This window comes from Lederbergia sp. B243.17, assembly GCF_057657925.1.
In genome coordinates, this window is record NZ_JBWBKF010000086.1 from 39,409 (window position 1) to 57,322 (window position 17,914).

General features: G+C 46.4%; 16 protein-coding genes and 7 tRNA genes. 5 read left to right on the forward strand and 18 right to left on the reverse strand.

The features are described from left to right. Positions 1 to 731: 731 nt before the first annotated feature. The 3 genes from AC0TWI_RS18155 to glmS all read right to left on the reverse strand — a co-directional run bounded on the left by AC0TWI_RS18155 (position 732) and on the right by glmS (position 3,775). Positions 732 to 842 carry a hypothetical protein gene (locus AC0TWI_RS18155; protein WP_488127757.1) on the reverse strand — a complete coding sequence of 37 codons (111 nt, stop codon included), beginning with the start codon at positions 840 to 842 and terminating at the stop codon, positions 732 to 734. Positions 843 to 1,015: 173 nt separating this feature from the next. Continuing rightward, the gene (locus AC0TWI_RS18160; protein ID WP_488127758.1) at positions 1,016 to 1,444 is read right to left on the reverse strand and encodes a YhfM domain-containing protein; all 429 of its coding nucleotides are present in this window, start codon (positions 1,442 to 1,444) and stop codon (positions 1,016 to 1,018) included. A gap of 528 nt (positions 1,445 to 1,972) precedes the next feature. After that, the gene (gene glmS / locus AC0TWI_RS18165) at positions 1,973 to 3,775 is read right to left on the reverse strand and encodes a glutamine--fructose-6-phosphate transaminase (isomerizing) (RefSeq protein WP_488127759.1); all 1,803 of its coding nucleotides are present in this window, start codon (positions 3,773 to 3,775) and stop codon (positions 1,973 to 1,975) included. A 793-nt stretch (positions 3,776 to 4,568) separates the two neighbouring features. On the opposite strand from glmS, the gene AC0TWI_RS18170 reads away from it, so the two are divergent. Beyond that, positions 4,569 to 5,156, forward strand: coding sequence for a DUF421 domain-containing protein (locus tag AC0TWI_RS18170; RefSeq protein ID WP_488127760.1), 588 nt, complete (start codon positions 4,569 to 4,571; stop codon positions 5,154 to 5,156). Positions 5,157 to 5,187: 31 nt separating this feature from the next. Here AC0TWI_RS18170 and AC0TWI_RS18175 read toward each other — a convergent pair whose 3' ends face one another. Both AC0TWI_RS18175 and AC0TWI_RS18180 read right to left on the reverse strand, forming a co-directional pair. Continuing rightward, complete coding sequence (locus AC0TWI_RS18175; protein ID WP_488127761.1) at positions 5,188 to 6,108, reverse strand: lysophospholipase; 921 nt, start codon at positions 6,106 to 6,108, stop codon at positions 5,188 to 5,190. Positions 6,109 to 6,122: 14 nt separating this feature from the next. Beyond that, the gene (locus AC0TWI_RS18180; RefSeq protein WP_488127762.1) at positions 6,123 to 7,826 is read right to left on the reverse strand and encodes a methyl-accepting chemotaxis protein; all 1,704 of its coding nucleotides are present in this window, start codon (positions 7,824 to 7,826) and stop codon (positions 6,123 to 6,125) included. 182 nt (positions 7,827 to 8,008) lie between these two features. On the opposite strand from AC0TWI_RS18180, the gene AC0TWI_RS18185 reads away from it, so the two are divergent. Beyond that, positions 8,009 to 8,449 (forward strand): hypothetical protein, encoded by a 441-nt coding sequence (locus tag AC0TWI_RS18185; protein WP_488127763.1) that lies wholly within the window; start codon positions 8,009 to 8,011, stop codon positions 8,447 to 8,449. A 45-nt stretch (positions 8,450 to 8,494) separates the two neighbouring features. Then, on the forward strand, positions 8,495 to 9,325 hold the full coding sequence (locus tag AC0TWI_RS18190) for a flagellin (RefSeq protein WP_488127764.1): 831 nt from the start codon (positions 8,495 to 8,497) through the stop codon (positions 9,323 to 9,325). 46 nt (positions 9,326 to 9,371) lie between these two features. Here the strand turns inward: AC0TWI_RS18190 and glmM are convergent, their stop codons facing one another. From glmM to sigW, 5 genes are all read right to left on the reverse strand, one after another. Next, positions 9,372 to 10,718, reverse strand: a complete 1,347-nt coding sequence (glmM, locus tag AC0TWI_RS18195; protein WP_488127765.1) for a phosphoglucosamine mutase — start codon at positions 10,716 to 10,718, stop codon at positions 9,372 to 9,374. Between the two features lie 161 nt (positions 10,719 to 10,879). After that, positions 10,880 to 12,121 carry a CdaR family protein gene (locus tag AC0TWI_RS18200; RefSeq protein WP_488127766.1) on the reverse strand — a complete coding sequence of 414 codons (1,242 nt, stop codon included), beginning with the start codon at positions 12,119 to 12,121 and terminating at the stop codon, positions 10,880 to 10,882. Position 12,122: 1 nt separating this feature from the next. Next, on the reverse strand, positions 12,123 to 12,944 hold the full coding sequence (gene cdaA / locus AC0TWI_RS18205) for a diadenylate cyclase CdaA (RefSeq protein ID WP_488127767.1): 822 nt from the start codon (positions 12,942 to 12,944) through the stop codon (positions 12,123 to 12,125). Positions 12,945 to 13,136: 192 nt separating this feature from the next. Next, a complete protein-coding gene (locus tag AC0TWI_RS18210) occupies positions 13,137 to 13,754 on the reverse strand; it encodes an anti-sigma factor family protein (protein WP_488127768.1) in 618 nt (205 codons plus the stop codon). Positions 13,755 to 13,770: 16 nt separating this feature from the next. After that, positions 13,771 to 14,334, reverse strand: coding sequence for an RNA polymerase sigma factor SigW (gene sigW / locus AC0TWI_RS18215; RefSeq protein ID WP_488127772.1), 564 nt, complete (start codon positions 14,332 to 14,334; stop codon positions 13,771 to 13,773). A gap of 266 nt (positions 14,335 to 14,600) precedes the next feature. Here sigW and AC0TWI_RS18220 point away from each other — a divergent pair, with 266 nt between their 5' ends. After that, positions 14,601 to 14,774: a Spo0E family sporulation regulatory protein-aspartic acid phosphatase gene (locus AC0TWI_RS18220; RefSeq protein ID WP_488127769.1), complete on the forward strand. Its 174-nt coding sequence runs from the start codon at positions 14,601 to 14,603 to the stop codon at positions 14,772 to 14,774. A gap of 21 nt (positions 14,775 to 14,795) precedes the next feature. On the opposite strand, the gene rocF is transcribed toward AC0TWI_RS18220, so the two are convergent. After that, positions 14,796 to 15,695, reverse strand: coding sequence for an arginase (gene rocF / locus AC0TWI_RS18225; protein WP_488127770.1), 900 nt, complete (start codon positions 15,693 to 15,695; stop codon positions 14,796 to 14,798). A gap of 242 nt (positions 15,696 to 15,937) precedes the next feature. On the opposite strand from rocF, the gene AC0TWI_RS18230 reads away from it, so the two are divergent. Continuing rightward, positions 15,938 to 16,822, forward strand: coding sequence for an amidase (locus AC0TWI_RS18230; protein ID WP_488127771.1), 885 nt, complete (start codon positions 15,938 to 15,940; stop codon positions 16,820 to 16,822). Positions 16,823 to 16,952: 130 nt separating this feature from the next. Here AC0TWI_RS18230 and AC0TWI_RS18235 read toward each other — a convergent pair. From AC0TWI_RS18235 to AC0TWI_RS18265, 7 genes are all read right to left on the reverse strand, one after another. Next, positions 16,953 to 17,025: transfer RNA gene (locus AC0TWI_RS18235), tRNA-Ala, on the reverse strand. A 7-nt stretch (positions 17,026 to 17,032) separates the two neighbouring features. After that, a tRNA-Gly gene (locus tag AC0TWI_RS18240) sits at positions 17,033 to 17,107 on the reverse strand. Between the two features lie 346 nt (positions 17,108 to 17,453). Beyond that, positions 17,454 to 17,526, reverse strand: a tRNA-Lys gene (locus AC0TWI_RS18245). A 1-nt stretch (position 17,527) separates the two neighbouring features. Further along, positions 17,528 to 17,602: transfer RNA gene (locus tag AC0TWI_RS18250), tRNA-Gln, on the reverse strand. 53 nt (positions 17,603 to 17,655) lie between these two features. Next, positions 17,656 to 17,740, reverse strand: a tRNA-Tyr gene (locus AC0TWI_RS18255). Positions 17,741 to 17,751: 11 nt separating this feature from the next. Then, a tRNA-Thr gene (locus AC0TWI_RS18260) sits at positions 17,752 to 17,827 on the reverse strand. 7 nt (positions 17,828 to 17,834) lie between these two features. Next, positions 17,835 to 17,910 (reverse strand) — tRNA-Val (locus AC0TWI_RS18265). Positions 17,911 to 17,914: the final 4 nt, after the last annotated feature.

Sequence of the window (17,914 nt, forward strand, 5' to 3'; positions counted from 1 at the left end):
TAACTACAGCTCACTATACTTTTAGGGAAATTATTAAGTTCTTATACTAAATAGTTTAATTATATGGTGAAACAACGTCTCCTTGAATTCGTTCAGATTCGCCTTCAAATTGGATACGAATAGATTTACCTGTATAGTAATCAGACGAATCCATGACTTGAAAGTGCAAATGAGGCTCCGAGGAATTCCCGGAGTTTCCACATAATCCAATGACTTGTCCCTATTGTACATGATCTCCAATCTAAACAAGAATCGAGTTTTGTTTTAAATCGGCAAGCATGCTGTATTCATGATTTGAATGTTTAATCACAACACAATTTCCTTCTGGCTGACTTTCATCGATTTCACTTGGCTCATTGTCCTTCACGTCTTCTATTACTATATATTACCTCGCCATCACAAGGAGCGAGTATTTCCTTATTGAAAGCATAATAGTTGTCATTTTTAGTCGGTGCATCACGATAGGATTGACCATCTTTCATAATGACCAAATCATATGCATATCTCTGAGTTTGTTGATATATAGTGGAAAACTCTCCACTCAAAAAGCTTTTCCGAATTCGTCAATGGCAATCCTTTTTTCTTTTCCCTCTTTCATAAATGTCACCTCATATTTTTATTGGCCTCACTCAATCCAAAATCGTTTTTCCTATTTGCATAACATGTCACACTGGTATATGGTATGAACTTTATATTATATCTACAGCCAATTTCTTGTTCTACCTTCCTGGTTAATGAAAACCTAATTGATTAAATTCATCTTCCGGTTCAATCCCATTAGGAAACAATATATCTTTGTTCCAATCAATCCATTCCCCATACTTTATTGCCCAAGAAAGCAATTCCTCTTTTAATCTTTCTGAGATCGGAATTTCTTCTAATTCGAAGATTGCAACCGCACCCTACTACCCCAAAATCGGATCAGCTCCAACATCTTCTTCTATTTTTAAATCATTTGTTTCTCCACTATTACACAACAGTTCAAACAATTCACTTCTATTAAATCACAATCACCTTATTGTTCCGAAATTATTAATCTTCTTAGTTGATTTGTAGTCTTCGATGATGTTACGTAAGTTTCACCTTCTCCCACCATGTACATAAGGGTACTTTTTTCATCTACCTTTCCCAACCATAAGTGAATGGCATGAGTAGGAAATCCGCCCTCATATTCAACCATTACATCATAGTCAGGGGTTGTTCCAGTGATATTTGATTGCTGTTTAACTGCGGTTCTTATCGCCTTTTCAAACACTTTAATTGCTTGTTCATCTTTGATTGAAAAAGTAATTTCTTGATTCATGTCACCAATTCCGCCTGATTTAGATACGTTGATATCTTTAACCTTTTCATCTAAAAGAACCATCGTATTATCTTGGCTATTTTGACAACCTACAATTAAAGATAACCCTGCAAGCAATAGCAAAGAATATAAAATTCTCATTATCATCTCTCCTATAAAATATGTTTTACTACTTATCTACGAAATAATGAACATATTGGTCTCACTTAATTTTGGCTGATAGCAAAGAAGCGTCTGGACAAAAATTTTGCAAAACAAAAAGACTAGATCACTAATGGACCCAGCCTAGAGTTTTCATTCAAAAAACCGATTGAGTAAAGATTGAATACAAAATAGACTGCCCGCTGCTATTCCCGCTTCCTTTGCTGTTTGGATACCAACTATAAAGCATTGGGTACCAACTTTTTAGCGTGGGGAAGCCAACCGAGAGACTAGAACCCTTACTGGACAAGAGATTGAAGGAATACATGATTTAAAAAAACGATTGGACTCAGATTGGATTGGAATACCACCGAATTTTACATAAAAAAACCGAAGGCCTGCCGGGAAGAATACCGGAGAAACCTTCGGATTGGGCACATTAATTTTATCTAAGAACCATTTATTTTATTTTAGGAACCTTAATTCTAAATAGAGACAACACAAATCTTGCTACTTAATTTTTGACCATCACTCCACCGTAACGCTCTTCGCCAAATTCCGCGGCTTATCTACATCGCATCCGCGATGAAGAGCAGCGTAGTAGGCGATGAGCTGGAGCGGAATAACAGAGAGAAGAGGTGTTAATAATTCATGGACTTCCGGCAGGACGAAGCGGTCTTCGTCTGTGTCGAGTCCTTTCATGGAAATGATACATGGGTTTGCTCCACGGGCGGCCACTTCTTTGACATTGCCGCGGATGCTCCAGTTGACGTTTTCCTGGGTTGCCAGTGCAATGACCGGGGTTCCGTCTTCAATCAAGGCAATCGTGCCGTGTTTCAACTCTCCGCCGGCAAATCCTTCCGCTTGGATATAAGAGATCTCTTTCAGTTTCAATGATCCTTCCAGGCAGACGAAATAGTCGATGGAACGGCCGATAAAGAAGCAGTTGCGCGTGAATGGCAAGTATTCGCTCGCGATTCTTTCAAACTCTTCTTTAGACTCGCAAAGTGCTTCCATTGCGACTGCAACAAGTCCCAGTTCATGCATAAGATCAAAGTCCTCTGCCAAGCCCCGGTCCTTCGCAGCAGCATCCGCCAGAATGCCAAGCACTGCAATCTGGGCCGTATAGGCTTTCGTCGAAGCGACAGCAATTTCCGGTCCAGCATGAAGGAGCAATGTATAGTCTGATTCCCTGGATAATGTTGACCCCGGCACATTCGTAATCGTCAATGCCTGATGGCCCATTTGCTTCACACGGACAAGCACCGCCCGGCTGTCTGCTGTTTCTCCGCTTTGGGAAATAAACAGGAATAGCGGCTTTTCCGACAAAAGCGGCATATTGTAGCCAAATTCGCTGGCCACATGGACCTCAACCGGAATCTTCGCCAGGTTCTCGATCAGCTGTTTGCCGACAAGACCGGCATGATAACTTGTTCCGCAGGCGATGATATAAATCCGGTCCGTCCTGCGCATTGCTTCCAAAATGTCAGCAGAAATCTCAAGGCTGCCCTGCACATCCTGATAAGCCTGCACAATTTTCCGCATGACGAGCGGCTGCTCATCAATTTCCTTCAGCATGTAATGCGGGTACGTCCCTTTTTCAATATCGCCGGCATCGAGTTGCGCCTCATATGCCGGACGTGTCACCGCTTCGCCTTCCAATGTTTGAATCTCGAAACCATCCCTATGCAAAAGGACCATTTCTTTATCCATCAGCTCGACAAATTGCTTCGTGACATGGATCATCGCCATCGCGTCACTCGCCACCACATTGAACCCTTCGCCTGTTCCAACGAGCAGCGGACTTTTATTCTTTGCAACAAATATCGTATCATTGTCTTCCTTGTCGAGCATGGCGATCGCATAGGATCCTTTCAGCAGCCCAAGCGTTTTTCGGAAAGCTTCTTCTGCATCCAAGCCCCCGTTCACGAACCGCTCGACCAATTGGACGATAATTTCTGTATCCGTATCGCTGACTGGAGACAAATCTGCCAGGTACTCCTGTTTCAGTAACGAATAATTTTCAATGACACCGTTGTGGACAAGTGTGAAACGGCCCGATGCGCTTTGATGCGGGTGGGCGTTCAACTTGCTCGGCACACCATGGGTCGCCCAGCGCGTATGACCAATTCCTGCAGCAGCAAAGATATCCTCGTCTACGGCAGCGCGCAAGTCGGCAATCCTGCCCTTTTCCTTGAATACATGGACGCCGTCCACATTTTTCACGGCGATCCCAGCTGAATCATATCCCCTGTACTCAAGCTTTTCCAATCCGTTCAGCAATATGGCCTTTGCATCATTTGTTCCAATATAACCTGTAATTCCGCACATAGTCAGTTCCTCCTGTAATGGAGGGCAAGCAGCGCGGGGGCATACTTGCCCCCTCATCTCTGTTTAGTTTGATCTGATGTGCACATCCCTTTTCTTTGTCCACCGAGTCGCCTCGCATGTTTTGAAAAAAGGAATACGACTGTGTGACACAGCCGGGGGGCACCCGCCGAAAACTCGATAAACCCCCACCTCGTCGACTGATAGTAAGTGCGGAGGCGCCTTGATCAGCCGCGACAAGCATAAGGCGAATGATGAAGAAGGTGCTTTCCAACCTTCATCATCATTTGACTTATGACCTCGAGCGGCTAGGCGCCGGAGCCGGATATCACTTAAGTGCGGAAAGGGCCTGCTTAGCCCCGACAAGCATAAGACAAGACGGGAAGAAGGCGCTTTTTGCCTTCAGCCCGGCTTGGCTTATGACCTCGAGGGGCTGGCCCTTGCAGCCGGATATCTTAAGTGCGGAAGGCGTTTGCCCAGAGGCGACAAGCATAAGACGAGCAATGGAAAAGGCGCTTTTTGCCTTTACCATTGTTTGGCTTATGACCTCGAGCCTCTAACGCCTGCAGCCGGATATCACGTACGTGCGGAGGCTCCGCATTTCTATCAGTCCTGGCGCTTTTCTAGCAATCTCTCCTCTTCGCTCCTTTCATTTCTAAACTGAACATGTTCAATCATACACTAATACGTTTTTTGGGGTCAATAATGAATATATGCATGGAAGCAGAATCCGTTCTTGTCTCCAGCTGCATAACGATTTCTCTGCAGTCCATATTAAAGACAAGGAGGCGTTAGCATGGACTTAGATTTAATTTGGAAAACACTGCTTGTCTTTTTGGCAGGGACCGTACTTTTGAGGGTCGGCGGCCGGAAATCTATTTCGCAGATGACGATGCCGCAGACGATTATCATGATTAGCCTCGGAACCTTGCTTGTCACCCCCATCGCGGACAAGAGTGTCTGGACGACATTCCTTCTTGGCGGCATATTGATTTTGTCGCTTATTTTTACGGAATGGCTCCAATTACGATCAAATCGGATGGAAAACGTCATTACAGGCAAAGCCGTTCCGGTAATCGAGAATGGCCAATTGGTTGTGAAAAACCTGACCAGGCTGCGCTTGACGGTGGATCATCTTGAAATGCGATTGCGGGAAGCGGGGATTACTTCCATTCAAGATGTCCAGACCGCCACTGTTGAAGCGAATGGGTTGCTGGGCTATGAACTGAAACCTGAGAAACAGCCTGCAACCAAAGAAGATATCATGCGGCTCGCCGAACTGATTCAAGCCAGCCAATTTTCGATTACGCCGGAGACAAACACCATTTTCAACGAGATTACGGACAAGCAGGAAGAGCGGCCTCATCCAAAATACCTCCAATAGAAAAAAACCAAGCGGCTGCTTGGTTTTTTAATCATTGCTTTTGTAGCCAGGTTAAGATGAAATCATATACTTCCAGCTTGTTTGTCTCATTAAGAATTTCATGCCTGGCCCCCGGAAAGAAACGGTGTTCAAGGTTTTGCATCCCGTGTCTCTCGTATTGGGCAATCACCTTTCGCACCCCTTTCTCATAGCCACCGACCGGATCCCGGTCTCCGCTGACCGCCAAAATCGGCAGTTGCGTCGGCACTTTGCGGATCAGTCCGTCATCATGAATCTTTTCAAGTCCGGTTAAAAGGTCATGAAAGAAGCCCGATGAGCAGATGAATCCGCAAAAAGGGTCGTTTCTGTACTTCTCCACTTCTTTCTGATCCCGTGTCAGCCAGTCAAACGGCGTATCAGGATTGGAGACCCCTTTATTAAAGGAACCGAACGACAGCTTATCCAGCAGCGGGCTCGGTGTTTTCGCACCCTTTTTCTTCTTCTCGTATGCTGCAATCAGTTTGCCTAGCTTGCCGGCAAGGCCCGGACTGCCGCCAGTACCCGATAAGATCACTCCGCTGATTGTTTCCCCATGCTTCTGGATGTACCGCCTCGCAAGGAAAGAGCCCATACTGTGCCCGAGCAGAAAAACCGGCACCTCCGGATATCGCTTATGAATGACCGTGTTCACGTTCCATAAATCACCGGCAACCTTGTCAAAGCCATCCACGTCTGCAAAATACCCGAGCACTCCTGCCTTTTCTCCCGTTTTCCCGTGTCCTCTATGATCATTGCCGAATACATAGATACCGTTGCTAACAAGGAATTCAGCAAACTCCGCATAGCGTTCGATATGTTCGGCCATCCCGTGGGAGATTTGCAGTATCGCTTTCGGTCTATCCTCACTTGTCCAGCTTCTGACATAGATGTCCGTTCCATCACTTGTCTCCAGCCAATCAACATTTGCCTCCATTCTCGAATCGCTCCCTATGATAATTTAAAGGCGGATACCATTTCTCTCAGTTTATCAGACATCGCGCTTAAAAGGCTTGCAGATGCGGAAATTTCCTCCATTGTTGCATTTTGCTGTTCAGCAGCCGCGGCTACGGTCTGTGTTTGCCTGTCCACCTCTTCGGACTTGGAAGCAATGGCCTCGATCATTTCCTGCATGCTCACTGTTCCGGCACTGACTTCTTCGCTGATGGCGGTAACTTCTTCCGTTCTGCCGGAGATTTCCCTGATCATACTTCCGATTTCCTCGAAACGCTGTCCGGATTCTTTCGCAAGTTCAATACCGCCCGATATATCCCGGCCGGACCGTTCAATTGCCGTGCTTGTTTCATCGACCTGCAGCTGGATTTCTCCAATAATATCCGAAATTCTCTGTGCAGCCGCTTCAGATTCCCCCGCAAGCTTGCTGACCTCACCGGCTACGACTGCAAACCCTTTTCCATGCTCTCCCGCCCTTGCCGCTTCAATTGCTGCATTCAGTGCAAGGAGATTCGTCTGTTTAGCGACATTATTGATCAGCGATACAATTGAGCTGATTTGAGCGGATTTACCATGCAAAGATGCTATCGCTTCGACGCTGAATCTGGAGGAACGATAAATTTCGTCCATCTTTGCGACTGTCTCTTTCATCTTGCCTTTGCCAGTTTGGGTTTGTGCGGCCGTTGCCCCTGCATAGTCAGAAACAGAATGAATCGATGCAGCCGCCTGGCTCATGCCCTCGTTCATTTCAGCTGCCACCTGGCTGCTTGTCTTCGCACTCTCCCGCTGCTCTGCCGCTCTCTCTGACACTTCCATAATCGATTCTGCGATTTGGCTCGCTGCACGGCTCGTCTCATCGGCGCTTGATGCAAGCTCAGATGATGTCGAGGCAACTGTTTCAATATGATGATGAAGCTCAGTTATCAGCTTTCGGAGCTGTTCTAGCATAAGATTAAAGTTACTTCCCAACTCACCGATTTCATCCTTAGATCGAATGAGCGCCGGTTCTATCGTTAAATCCCCTTGCGCCAGGCCCTTTAGCTTCTCTGACAAGAAAAGAATGGGACGTTGTATCGTCTTACGCAAATACCAGGTGAAATACAGTGAGATAAGAATGGCTGCCAACATGCTGAACGCCATCACAGCAAGCACTTTTTTGTAAAGAGCGGCTCCCTGCGTTTCGATTTCGGTCGCCTCTAGTCGGTGATTATCGCTTAACTGCTCCAATTCGGCTTGAATTTCATCCTGTAATATAATTGCCTCAAAGTTTTTTTCGGCCGCTTTGCCGTCGTTGCCATCAATGCTCATCTTAACGACTTCATCGATAAGGAGGGTATACTCTTCCCATGTCTCATTGACCTTTCTAAGTGCAGATTGCTCCTTTTCCGTACGGAGCATGTTTTTGTACTCTCCCAATAGCTTTTCTGCCCTCGCCTTATCATTCAAAAGCTGCTGCTCATACTTCTCCTCGAAAGAACGATCTTTCGACATGATATGCCGCAAAGTCGTCTCTTGCACTTTTTGCGTAAGTGCCTGCAAATCATTGATCGTTTCAACCTTGGGTAAAATTTGTTCATTGATCGTCTTTGCATTCTTGTTCAAGCTATAAGAACTGCCGATTCCGACCGTATTTGTTAGCAAAATAACTCCGATTATTACTGCAAAAACACCTGCCAGTTTCTTTCCCAATGTCAGCTTCATCTCAATTTCCCCATTCATGCTACTTTTCTTTATTTATCGGCAGATTCCGACTCCCTCTTAATACGATTTCCGGGCTCCTGAAAAATAAAATTCCGGCATGCTGTTGCTTTGAGCCTCTCCATGAGGTGGGTTATAATGGTACCCGTGTGTTTTACTATTTTGAGAAAAAAGGAGAATTCATCATGAAGAAATGGCTATTGATTACAGCCAGCATCGTCTTCTTGGCAGCCTGCTCTGCCCAAGGAGAGAAAGACTCGGCGCAACCTGTGGAACAAAATACCCCGGCAGAGGAGCCTGCTGCGGACCAGACCGGAATGGAAGAAGAACAAACGGAGAGCGAAGACCTCGTCGATACTGCCGAGTCAGAAGATAGAGCGGATGCCGGCCAAGAACAAGCGTCAGAAACGGACCTTCCTGAATATGCCCTTGTTGAAGAAAAGGCTGGAGAAAAAAATCTGAATAGCCGCGTTGAAAGTGATAATCCCGGAAATCGCATTGTCCTTTATGAAGATTTACAAGGAACGGAAAAATTCAAAAGTATTTATATTAAAAAGGAAAACCGGCTGAAGATTATCGACCTTGAAAATGACAAACTCATTTATAATGAGGTCGTAAACCTCTAAACTTTCTGAACTTTACCGATATAGCCTATAGGGACACTATGGGGGGTGAGAAAAGTACTTGGTCAATGGAATGCTCTAGGCCTTACGATTTTACGGGGGATGAATCAGCATTTTTCTGTTTATCAGCGATCCATGGAGAGGATATCGACCGGCATGCGTATTAACAGGGCAAGCGATGATCCTGCAGGCCTGGCCATATCTGAGAAAATGCGGGCACAAATCCGTGGTCTCAATATGGCAGGCAGAAACATACAGGATGGGATTTCCTTGCTGCAGACGGCAGAAGGCGGCATGAATGAAATGCACGCCATTCTCCAGCGCATGCGCGAGTTAAGCGTCCAAGCCGCCAATGACACCTATACGGACACAGACCGGCAATCGCTGCAATCAGAATTTGAGCAACTGCGGGATGAGTTGGGTAAAATTGCAACGGGAAACCAGTTCAACTCCATGCCGCTGCTTGACGGATCAAAAGGAAAGTTTTCCATCCAGACAGGTGCAAACAGCAATCAATCGATTGAGTTAACGATCGGAAATCTCACAGATCTCGGACTGGATGGCGTAAACCTGCTTTCAAGAGAGTCAGCATCGGAAGCGATATCCAAAGTGGATAACGCCCTTTCGAATGTTTCGACCGAGCGCTCAAAAACTGGGGCCTATATGAACAGACTTGAACACGCAAACTCCAATGCGATGTCGATGTCAGAGAATCTGGCAGCGGCTGAATCGAGAATCCGCGATGCGGATCTTGCAAAGGAGATAATGGAAATGACCAAAGCTCAAATTCTGCTTCAGGCAAGCCAGTATGCGATGCGGCTCCATCTTCAGCAGGCCCAGAATGTCCTCGAGCTCCTTCAACCGCCTAGGGCCAGGTAAATAAAAAAAACGCCGTGCACAGTCTTTTACTGTGCACGGCGTTTTTTTACTCGATTCCCATTTCCTTTTCGACTACCTCTGCAATACGGCGGACATAGTCTTCACATGCTTCAGCGGTGGGAGCTTCTGCCATCACCCTGACAAGCGGTTCCGTTCCGGATGGGCGGACAAGAATACGTCCATTTCCGTTCATCTCTGTTTCCACTTGGGAAATGATCTCTTTGACCTTCTCATTATCGGTTACATGATGCTTATCCACGACCCGGATATTGACAAGCTTCTGCGGATATTTCCGCATTCCGCCTGCAAGCTCAGATAGCGGTTTACCTGTAAGCTTCATGATATTCACGAGCTGCAGGCCGGTAAGAATGCCGTCGCCGGTCGTATTATAATCGAGAAATACGATATGGCCGGATTGCTCTCCGCCGAGATTGTACCCATTCTGTTTCATCTCTTCGACAACATAACGGTCGCCGACAGCAGTTGCCACACTTTTGATTCCCAATTCTTCAAGCCCTTTGTAGAACCCAAGATTGCTCATGACAGTCGAAACGACAGTGGACTGTTTGAGTCTGCCTTCCTCTTTCAAATGCTTGCCGCATATATAGAGGATTTGGTCTCCGTCAACGATGTCGCCGTTCTCGTCCACTGCAATCAAGCGGTCCCCGTCACCATCGAATGCCAACCCGACATTCGCTCCCTTTTCTTTTACAAGCTCTGCAAGCTTTTCAGGATGAGTGGAGCCCACGCCGTCATTGATGTTCAGGCCATTCGGAGCCGATCCCATTGTGGAAATGTCGGCATCAAGGTCGGCAAAAACATGAGTGGCGAGTGCATGTGTCGCTCCATTGGCGCAATCCAAGGCCACATGGATACCGGAAAAGTCTTCGTCAACAGTTTGCTTCAAATACTGCAGATACTTCTGGCCGCCTTCGAAGTAATCATTGACAGCTCCAATATCCCCGCCGGATGGACGCGGAAGCGTGTCTTCTTCCTGATCAAGCAGATCCTCTATTTCTTCTTCCTGTTGATCCGACAGTTTGAATCCGTCCGGTCCGAAAAATTTGATGCCGTTGTCCTCGACCGGATTGTGGGAAGCAGAAATCATCACACCCGCGCTAGCGCCGAGCGCCTTGGTCAAGTATGCAACACCGGGAGTCGAAATTACACCGAGACGCATGACTTCGGCTCCTGTTGACAGCAATCCGGCAACCAGGGCACCTTCCAGCATATGGCCTGAAATCCGTGTATCCCGCCCGATAAGTATTTTGGGGCGTTCCGTATTTTTTGTCAGTACATGGCCGCCGAAGCGTCCAAGTTTAAAAGCCAGTTCCGGCGTCAATTCCGTATTCGCTACCCCTCTTACTCCGTCAGTTCCAAAGTATTTACCCATTGAATCTATCGCTCCTTCTCAGACAAGTGTCACTGATGCAAACTACCGGCTCATTTGTCTTTCCATCTGTTTTTATCATTCAATTATCATCTTGGATATCATACGCTGAAAGGCCTGGGCTTGCGCCTAGCCATACTTAGCGGTGACAATGGCAGTTTGTATCAGACATTTTCCTTCTCTATCAGACTGATTCTAGCTTTCTTCGCCGACAGGCTGTATTGGACGCCTGCAAGCGGATTGATTACCGCCAGATCGACATCATGCTCTCCGGCGGCCAGCCCGCTGACGTTCATGGTAACAGAGACTCCGGCAGCTGCCGCCTTCTCAACGTCTGTCTTCTGCCCCGTCACCGTAACGGAGACTTTCCCGCTTTCCGGATCAAGAATTTTAATTTCAAGATTGGGATCCAGTCCCGTTTCTTTGATCTGCACATCGTTCAGGGTTGTTTCTCCCGTTTTTTGATCAGCTTTGATTTTGACCTTTATTTTTTCCGGCATCGCCTTATTGACACCTGCCGGCAGCTTGATCGATGCCTCTTTCTCTGTATCTCCGCTGACATCGCTAATGTCAACCACGGCTTCAACTTCCTTGATTGCCTCCAGCGTGTCAGTTCGGCCAAATATGACAATTTCCTTAATTTCAGAAGTCATGCTGCTGATCGTCATATCATCCTTGGCCTTTCCAGTCGTTTTTATTTTGACGGGAACGGTTTTCCTTGGGTTTTTAACCGGTATTGTCACAGATACCGAACCAGGCTGTACAATTACATCAAGCTTGTTCAATTCTTTGTCAAGCACATTGACCGGCGCATCCTTCTTAATCGTTTCACTGATTAATCCGCCCGCATCTATTGTTGCTTTCACATAGGCAATCCGATCCATCACATCTTTTGCTCCCGTGATCTTCACCGTTTTTGGAGAGATTTCCGGGCTATCCGCCTCGAATCCATCTGCCAGGATGCTCCTGTTGAACTCGGCCTCTACGCGGTAATCATCCGTTACTTTTTCCTGGACGGAAATATCCGCATAACCCGGTTCCACCTTAACTTTCAGCTTTTCCGATATATCTTTATATAAAACCGGCACACGGTGCTTGCCAATTTCCACATCGGATAAATCGATATATACCTCAAAGTCCCGCTGGCGTTTTGCCGCCTCCACAAATCTTCTCTGGCCCTCCACCTTTATATCGACCGTCTCAGGTATGCCGGTGACGACAAGGTTTTCAGCATCGTAATATAACCTGACAGGCACGTTGGGAATTGTCTCCGAATCAACGCTTTCCATGCCATTCGGATTTGTTTCCGTGCCCTTCCCGATGTCATTTATGGAGACAAACAAAAGGATTGACAGGGCTAATGCAATAATCCTGATAAACCAGGGATTGTCCATAAACTTATTCATCTCAGGCCTTCTCCCTTCTTTTCCATCTGGATGAGGAAGACTGCTTCGTTTTGTTCTCTGATATAAGCTCTCTCTCCAGCAGATCATGGAATTGCTCATTGGACAGGTCTCTGTATAACTCACCGTTTTTGGTGACAGAAACTGCTCCGGTCTCCTCGGAAACGACAATTGTCAAGCAATCCGTCACTTCACTGATCCCGAGCGCTGCCCTATGCCTTGTTCCAAGCTCCTTGGAGATAAAGGCGCTTTCGGACAGCGGCAGATAACATGCGGCCGCCGCAATCTGCGTTTTTTGAATGATCACTGCCCCATCATGGAGCGGAGTGTTCGGGATAAAGATGTTGATCAGGAGTTCAGACGAAATGAGTGACTGCAACGGAATACCCGTCTCTATGTAATCGCCCATTCCCGTCTCTCTTTCTATCGAGATCAGGGCACCGATCCTCCGTTTTGCCATATAGTTCACTGCATCGATGACCGAAGTGACCCGCTGTTTTCGTTCTTCTTCCTCCTGGATGCCGCTCCTTGCGAAAAACTTGCCTCGTCCCAGCTGCTCCAGCGCTCTTCTGACTTCAGGCTGAAATACAATGATGATCGCCAGGAACCCCCAGGTGATCACTGTTTGCGTCAGCCAGTGCAGTGTATTCAAATTTAAAAAATCACTAATTAACCATACGATAATAATGACAAATATCCCTTTTAAAAGTTGAATCGCTTTTGTGCCGCGTATTACCATAATCAACTTATAAATAACAAACCATACGAGGAATATATCCACTATGCGGGACAAATAATGCAAGAGGGGTAGGTCTGCAAACGGCATTTTCTTTCCTCCATTTATTTGATCAAAGCAAAGGACCCATCGTAAAAATGGAATCATATAACCTTTACATTATAACATATACTTTTCGCCCGCGCCTATTCATGCAATAGCATGCATCAAGTGTCTGCCGCTTCGATATTTCGACCTCCGACATTATTTCCAGCACAAAGAGGCTGCAAGCGCAGCCCCTGCCTATTCATTTATCTTTTTCACAAGATCCTTGCTTGCCGTTTTGATTTTATACCAAATCCACTCAAACGCTTTGTCGATCTCTTCTATATTCCCTGTCACATTTCCTGCCGATGCCATATATTTATCACCGTTAATCACAGTGACATTCCCATTTACTTCTCCTTCGATCCGCAAATTGCCATTCTTGACGACAAGGTCCCCTTCAACCACTTTTCCTTCGGGAACAATTACAGTATCATTTTCAACGACAAGGTCCGGCTGTTTTGTAAAGGCAAATTTTTGATCTTCATTCCACATACCGAACAGACTGCCTGCCATCAGAATGATGAAAAGGGAAGCAGCGGCAAGCAAAGGGTGCCTGCGCATCCAGCGTTTTGCCCCCATACTGCTTTTCTCTTTTGGCAGCCTAGCCATGACGCCGGCAGTAAAACCATCTGAAACTTTTATAGAAGAACTGCTTTTGATATAAGCAACGGTTCTTTTTAACTCCTGGAAATGCTTTTGGCACTCTTCACACTTCTGCAAGTGTTCCTTTAACAACTGCTCATTATCATGAGACAAGTCACCATCCAAATATTCTTGCATGAAGAGAACGATTTCTTCAGGACATGTCTTCACTTTTGCTTCACCCTTCCTACATATTGTGCAGCTGCTTTCGAAGCGCTTCACGCCCTCTGTGTATTCTAGTTTTAACCGTTCCCAAAGGCAACTCGAGTACCTCACTTATTTCATTCAAAGACAAATCATCAATATACCGCAGAACAATGACTGTCCTGTATTTGTCCGGCAAGCGCAATATTTCGCGCTGAACGATTTCCTGAAGCTCCAGTGTCTCCACTTCTTCGTGCGGCATTTTTCCTTCTGCCGCGATCTGTGAGTACATGGTCAGCCCTTCGGTTCCTGCCACTTCTGCATCCAGAAAATAATCCGGCTTCTTTTTCCGTATCCGGTCGATGCAGAGATTGGTCGCAATCCTGTAAATCCATGTGGAAAATTTGCGGTTCTGCTTAAAGCTGTGTATATTCACGTATGCCCGGACAAAGGCTTCCTGGGCAATATCCTCCGCCTCATGGCGATTCCCCAGCATACGGTAACATAATTGAAAGACCCTATCCTTATACAATTCCACAATTTCCCCAAATGCATCTTGGTCACCCTTTAGCACTTGCTTGATTCTTTGGTTAACAATCGCATCCATTTTCTCTCTATACCTCCGCCCCATTGCGGTTACCTTCCATACGTTTCAAAAAATGAAAGGTTTCATTTTTTTCTCTCCGCCCCGCTTATATTTCTTCCCTTGCCTCCGTATTAGGTTTTACTGTACAAACCGTAAAAATAGAATATAAGGCTTTCTAAAAATAGCTCTTCCTTTATTGTAGCAAAAATCACACAAAACAGGTTTGATTTTATTAGAATTGGGGTATATAATAGTTAAAATATGGATGGGATGGAGGTTTGCCCCCTGTGAATGCGGAAGAGATTCTATATCGTATCGAACAGTTGCGCTCAGAAATGGTAGCACTGGGATTGGCCTCTTCTTTTGTTGATGATCGGGTGGTTAGGGTCAGCGACAAGTTGGACAAGCTTCTAAATAAATACCATGCTTTAATTACTGAACAACAAAGCAGCAGTGCATGAATGCACTGCTTTTTTTGTGCCTTATAGCAAATGATCCCCCAACACCGACTCAATCAGTGCAACAGCTACTTCAGCTGTCCGATTCCTCTCATCAAGGATCGGATTCACTTCAACAAATTCCAGTGACTTGACGATACGTGCCTCGGCAAGCATCTCCATTGCCAAGTGGCTCTCCCTGTAGCTGAGACCCCCAATTACCGGCGTACCCACCCCGGGTGCATCATGGGGATCCAGTGCATCCAAATCCAGAGATAGATGGACACCATTCGTTTTTTCTTTCAGGTACTCAATGGTTTCCTCCATAACCATGGTCATCCCTAAACGATCAATTTCATGCATTGTAAACGTCTTGATCTTTAATTGCCGTATCAGCTCGCGCTCGCCCTGATCCAAATCCCTGGCACCAATCAGCACGACATTTTCCGGCTTTATTTTCGGGGCAAATCCTGCGATATTGGTTAACAGTTCATGGCCAAGACCAAGACTTACAGCAAGCGGCATGCCATGAATATTACCAGAAGGCGACGTCTTATCGGTATTCAGATCGCCATGTGCATCATACCAGATCAGCCCCAGATCCGGATTGTTTTTCGCAAGCCCTGCCAATGTTCCCATTGCCACGCTATGATCTCCGCCGAGCACGAGCGGCATTCTCCCGTCTGCGACAATCCCGCTGACCTGCTTTGCCACCTTTTCACTTGTCATGGCTATTGCTTCAAGATTGCGCAGCTGCGGCAGCAGGTTGATTTCATGTCCGCCAGCTTCTACCGAAACATCCCCCAAGTCAATTACATCAAACTCTAGTGCCTCAAGCTTTTTCACCAACTCCGCATAACGGATTGCACTTGGTCCCATGTCAACACCACGCCGCTGCTGACCCAGATCCATCGGCACACCAAGTATAGTAATCGGCTTATCCATTTTTCCCGCTCCCCCTCTACCTCTCTGTCAAAATAGCAATTTAATATGTCTGTTCCCCACATTGTAACCGTTTTCTAAGCAGTGGCTCAACTTGACATTTCTTTGTATAGTTATGCAATTGCGATACACCCATAGCGATGCTCGCTTTTTTCCTTATGTAAAACGGGAATATGTAACTTAGGGATAAACAGCCGATAATAAAGGTGCAGTACCGATTTTTCCTGGGAGTGAGGAGCCTTTTCATGTCTAAAAAATCAACCTTGTTTTTACTGTCCGCCGCTCTTTTACTCGTGTCAGTCGGTTTTAAGGAAAAACCATTGCTGGCAGCCCAAAATGACTTGCCGCGCACAACATGGCTTTGGGACACCTCTCAGATTGCTGAGCAGCCTGAAAGAATCCTGTCATTTCTCGTTGAGCATCATGTAAAATCGCTCTACCTGCAAATCAATGAGGATATTCCTGATGCCATCTATCATGACTTCATCAGGGAAGCAAGCAAAAATAATATCGAAGTGCATGCATTGGACGGAGCTCCAAACTGGGCAACTTCAACAAAACCGATCCAATCCTTCTTTGGCTGGCTGGAGAACTACCAGGCGGGCTCTGACGGAGAGGAACGCTTTAAAGGCGTCCACCTGGATATTGAACCCTATCTTCTCCCACGGTGGCATACAGCAAACGATATAATCGTCAAGCAATATCAACGGAGCATATCTCTCGCCTCTCTTGAATCCTCAAGGCTCGGCTTGCAGCTCGGCATCGATATTCCATTTTGGTTTGATGACTGGCACTTTTCAAACCTGTACGGAACAGGAATCTTATCTGAATGGCTCATTGATCAAACGGATGCAGTAACCATTATGGCCTACCGAAACGAAGCAAATGGACAGAATGGTATCATCAAACTGTCAGAAGAGGAAATCGGCTATTCCGAACGAGCCGGAAAACCAGTGCGGATCGGCATAGAAACAGCCCCATCCTTGGAAGGCGATTATCTGTCATTCGCCGGGAAAAATGATGCTTATATGGAGGAACAGCTCCAAAGAACTCAATATTCATTTAGAGACTGCGAACAGTTTGAAGGGTTCGCGATTCACTCTCTTGAAAGCTGGTTGAATCGCCATTGATCCACGGCTTCCTAATATTCTCTTCATCCCTTGCCCTGTGAAATGGCAAGGGATGATTAGCGATCAGCATTTTTACCAAATAAAAAAACCAGCACTCTGCCGATTGGCAAAATACTGGTTTCATGAAGAATGGAGCCTAGCGGGATCGAACCGCTGACCTCCTGCGTGCAAAGCAGGCGCTCTCCCAGCTGAGCTAAGGCCCCATAATGTTGGAGCGGAAGACGGGATTCGAACCCGCGACCCCCACCTTGGCAAGGTGATGTTCTACCACTGAACTACTTCCGCTTAAAATTGTGATAAGCAGCGCATTTCTGCGTCAGCTCTGTCTCTCGGTCGGTCACGTACGGTTGTACGCTCACTCCCTCAATCCTTCGCTTCCTTGAACTGCTTGCCTCTCCCAATTTTAAGAAACTTGGGTGATAAGCTGCACATCTCTGGATCAGCTCTGTCTCTCGGTCAGTCACGTACGGTTGTACGCTCACTCCCTCAATCCTTCGCTTCCTTGAACTGCTTGCTTCTCCCAATTTTGAGAAATTGGGGTGATAAGCTGTAAATTTCTATCTGTTTTCTCCAGAATCACAAAAAACAAAAGAAGCCTTGAATAAACAAGACAACTTCTGTATTTAGAGAGTGAGCCATGCAGGATTCGAACCTGCGACCCTCTGATTAAAAGTCAGATGCTCTACCAACTGAGCTAATGGCTCATGGCTGGGCTAGCTGGATTCGAACCAACGAATGACGGAGTCAAAGTCCGTTGCCTTACCGCTTGGCTATAGCCCAATAACATTTATTAGTATGTCTCTCTTCCTTATGCTTTATGCATAAGTTTCAAATGGTGGTGGGGGACGGATTCGAACCGCCGAACCCGGAGGGAGCGGATTTACAGTCCGCCGCGTTTAGCCACTTCGCTACCCCACCGAAAAAAATGGTGGTGCCGGCCAGAGGACTTGAACCCCCAACCTACTGATTACAAGTCAGTTGCTCTACCAATTGAGCTAGGCCGGCATAAATATGGTGGAGGATGACGGGATCGAACCGCCGACCCTCTGCTTGTAAGGCAGATGCTCTCCCAGCTGAGCTAATCCTCCATTT

Excerpts from the sequence above, each read along its gene's own strand:
- AC0TWI_RS18160 (WP_488127758.1), bottom strand. The coding sequence starts at position 1,444 with ATGAGAATTTTATATTCTTTGCTATTGCTTGCAGGGTTATCTTTAATT.
- glmS (WP_488127759.1), bottom strand. The coding sequence starts at position 3,775 with ATGTGCGGAATTACAGGTTATATTGGAACAAATGATGCAAAGGCCATA.
- AC0TWI_RS18170 (WP_488127760.1), top strand. The coding sequence starts at position 4,569 with ATGGACTTAGATTTAATTTGGAAAACACTGCTTGTCTTTTTGGCAGGG.
- AC0TWI_RS18175 (WP_488127761.1), bottom strand. The coding sequence starts at position 6,108 with ATGGAGGCAAATGTTGATTGGCTGGAGACAAGTGATGGAACGGACATC.
- AC0TWI_RS18180 (WP_488127762.1), bottom strand. The coding sequence starts at position 7,826 with ATGAAGCTGACATTGGGAAAGAAACTGGCAGGTGTTTTTGCAGTAATA.
- AC0TWI_RS18185 (WP_488127763.1), top strand. The coding sequence starts at position 8,009 with ATGAAGAAATGGCTATTGATTACAGCCAGCATCGTCTTCTTGGCAGCC.
- glmM (WP_488127765.1), bottom strand. The coding sequence starts at position 10,718 with ATGGGTAAATACTTTGGAACTGACGGAGTAAGAGGGGTAGCGAATACG.
- AC0TWI_RS18200 (WP_488127766.1), bottom strand. The coding sequence starts at position 12,121 with ATGAATAAGTTTATGGACAATCCCTGGTTTATCAGGATTATTGCATTA.
- cdaA (WP_488127767.1), bottom strand. The coding sequence starts at position 12,944 with ATGCCGTTTGCAGACCTACCCCTCTTGCATTATTTGTCCCGCATAGTG.
- sigW (WP_488127772.1), bottom strand. The coding sequence starts at position 14,334 with ATGGATGCGATTGTTAACCAAAGAATCAAGCAAGTGCTAAAGGGTGAC.
- rocF (WP_488127770.1), bottom strand. The coding sequence starts at position 15,695 with ATGGATAAGCCGATTACTATACTTGGTGTGCCGATGGATCTGGGTCAG.
- AC0TWI_RS18230 (WP_488127771.1), top strand. The coding sequence starts at position 15,938 with ATGTCTAAAAAATCAACCTTGTTTTTACTGTCCGCCGCTCTTTTACTC.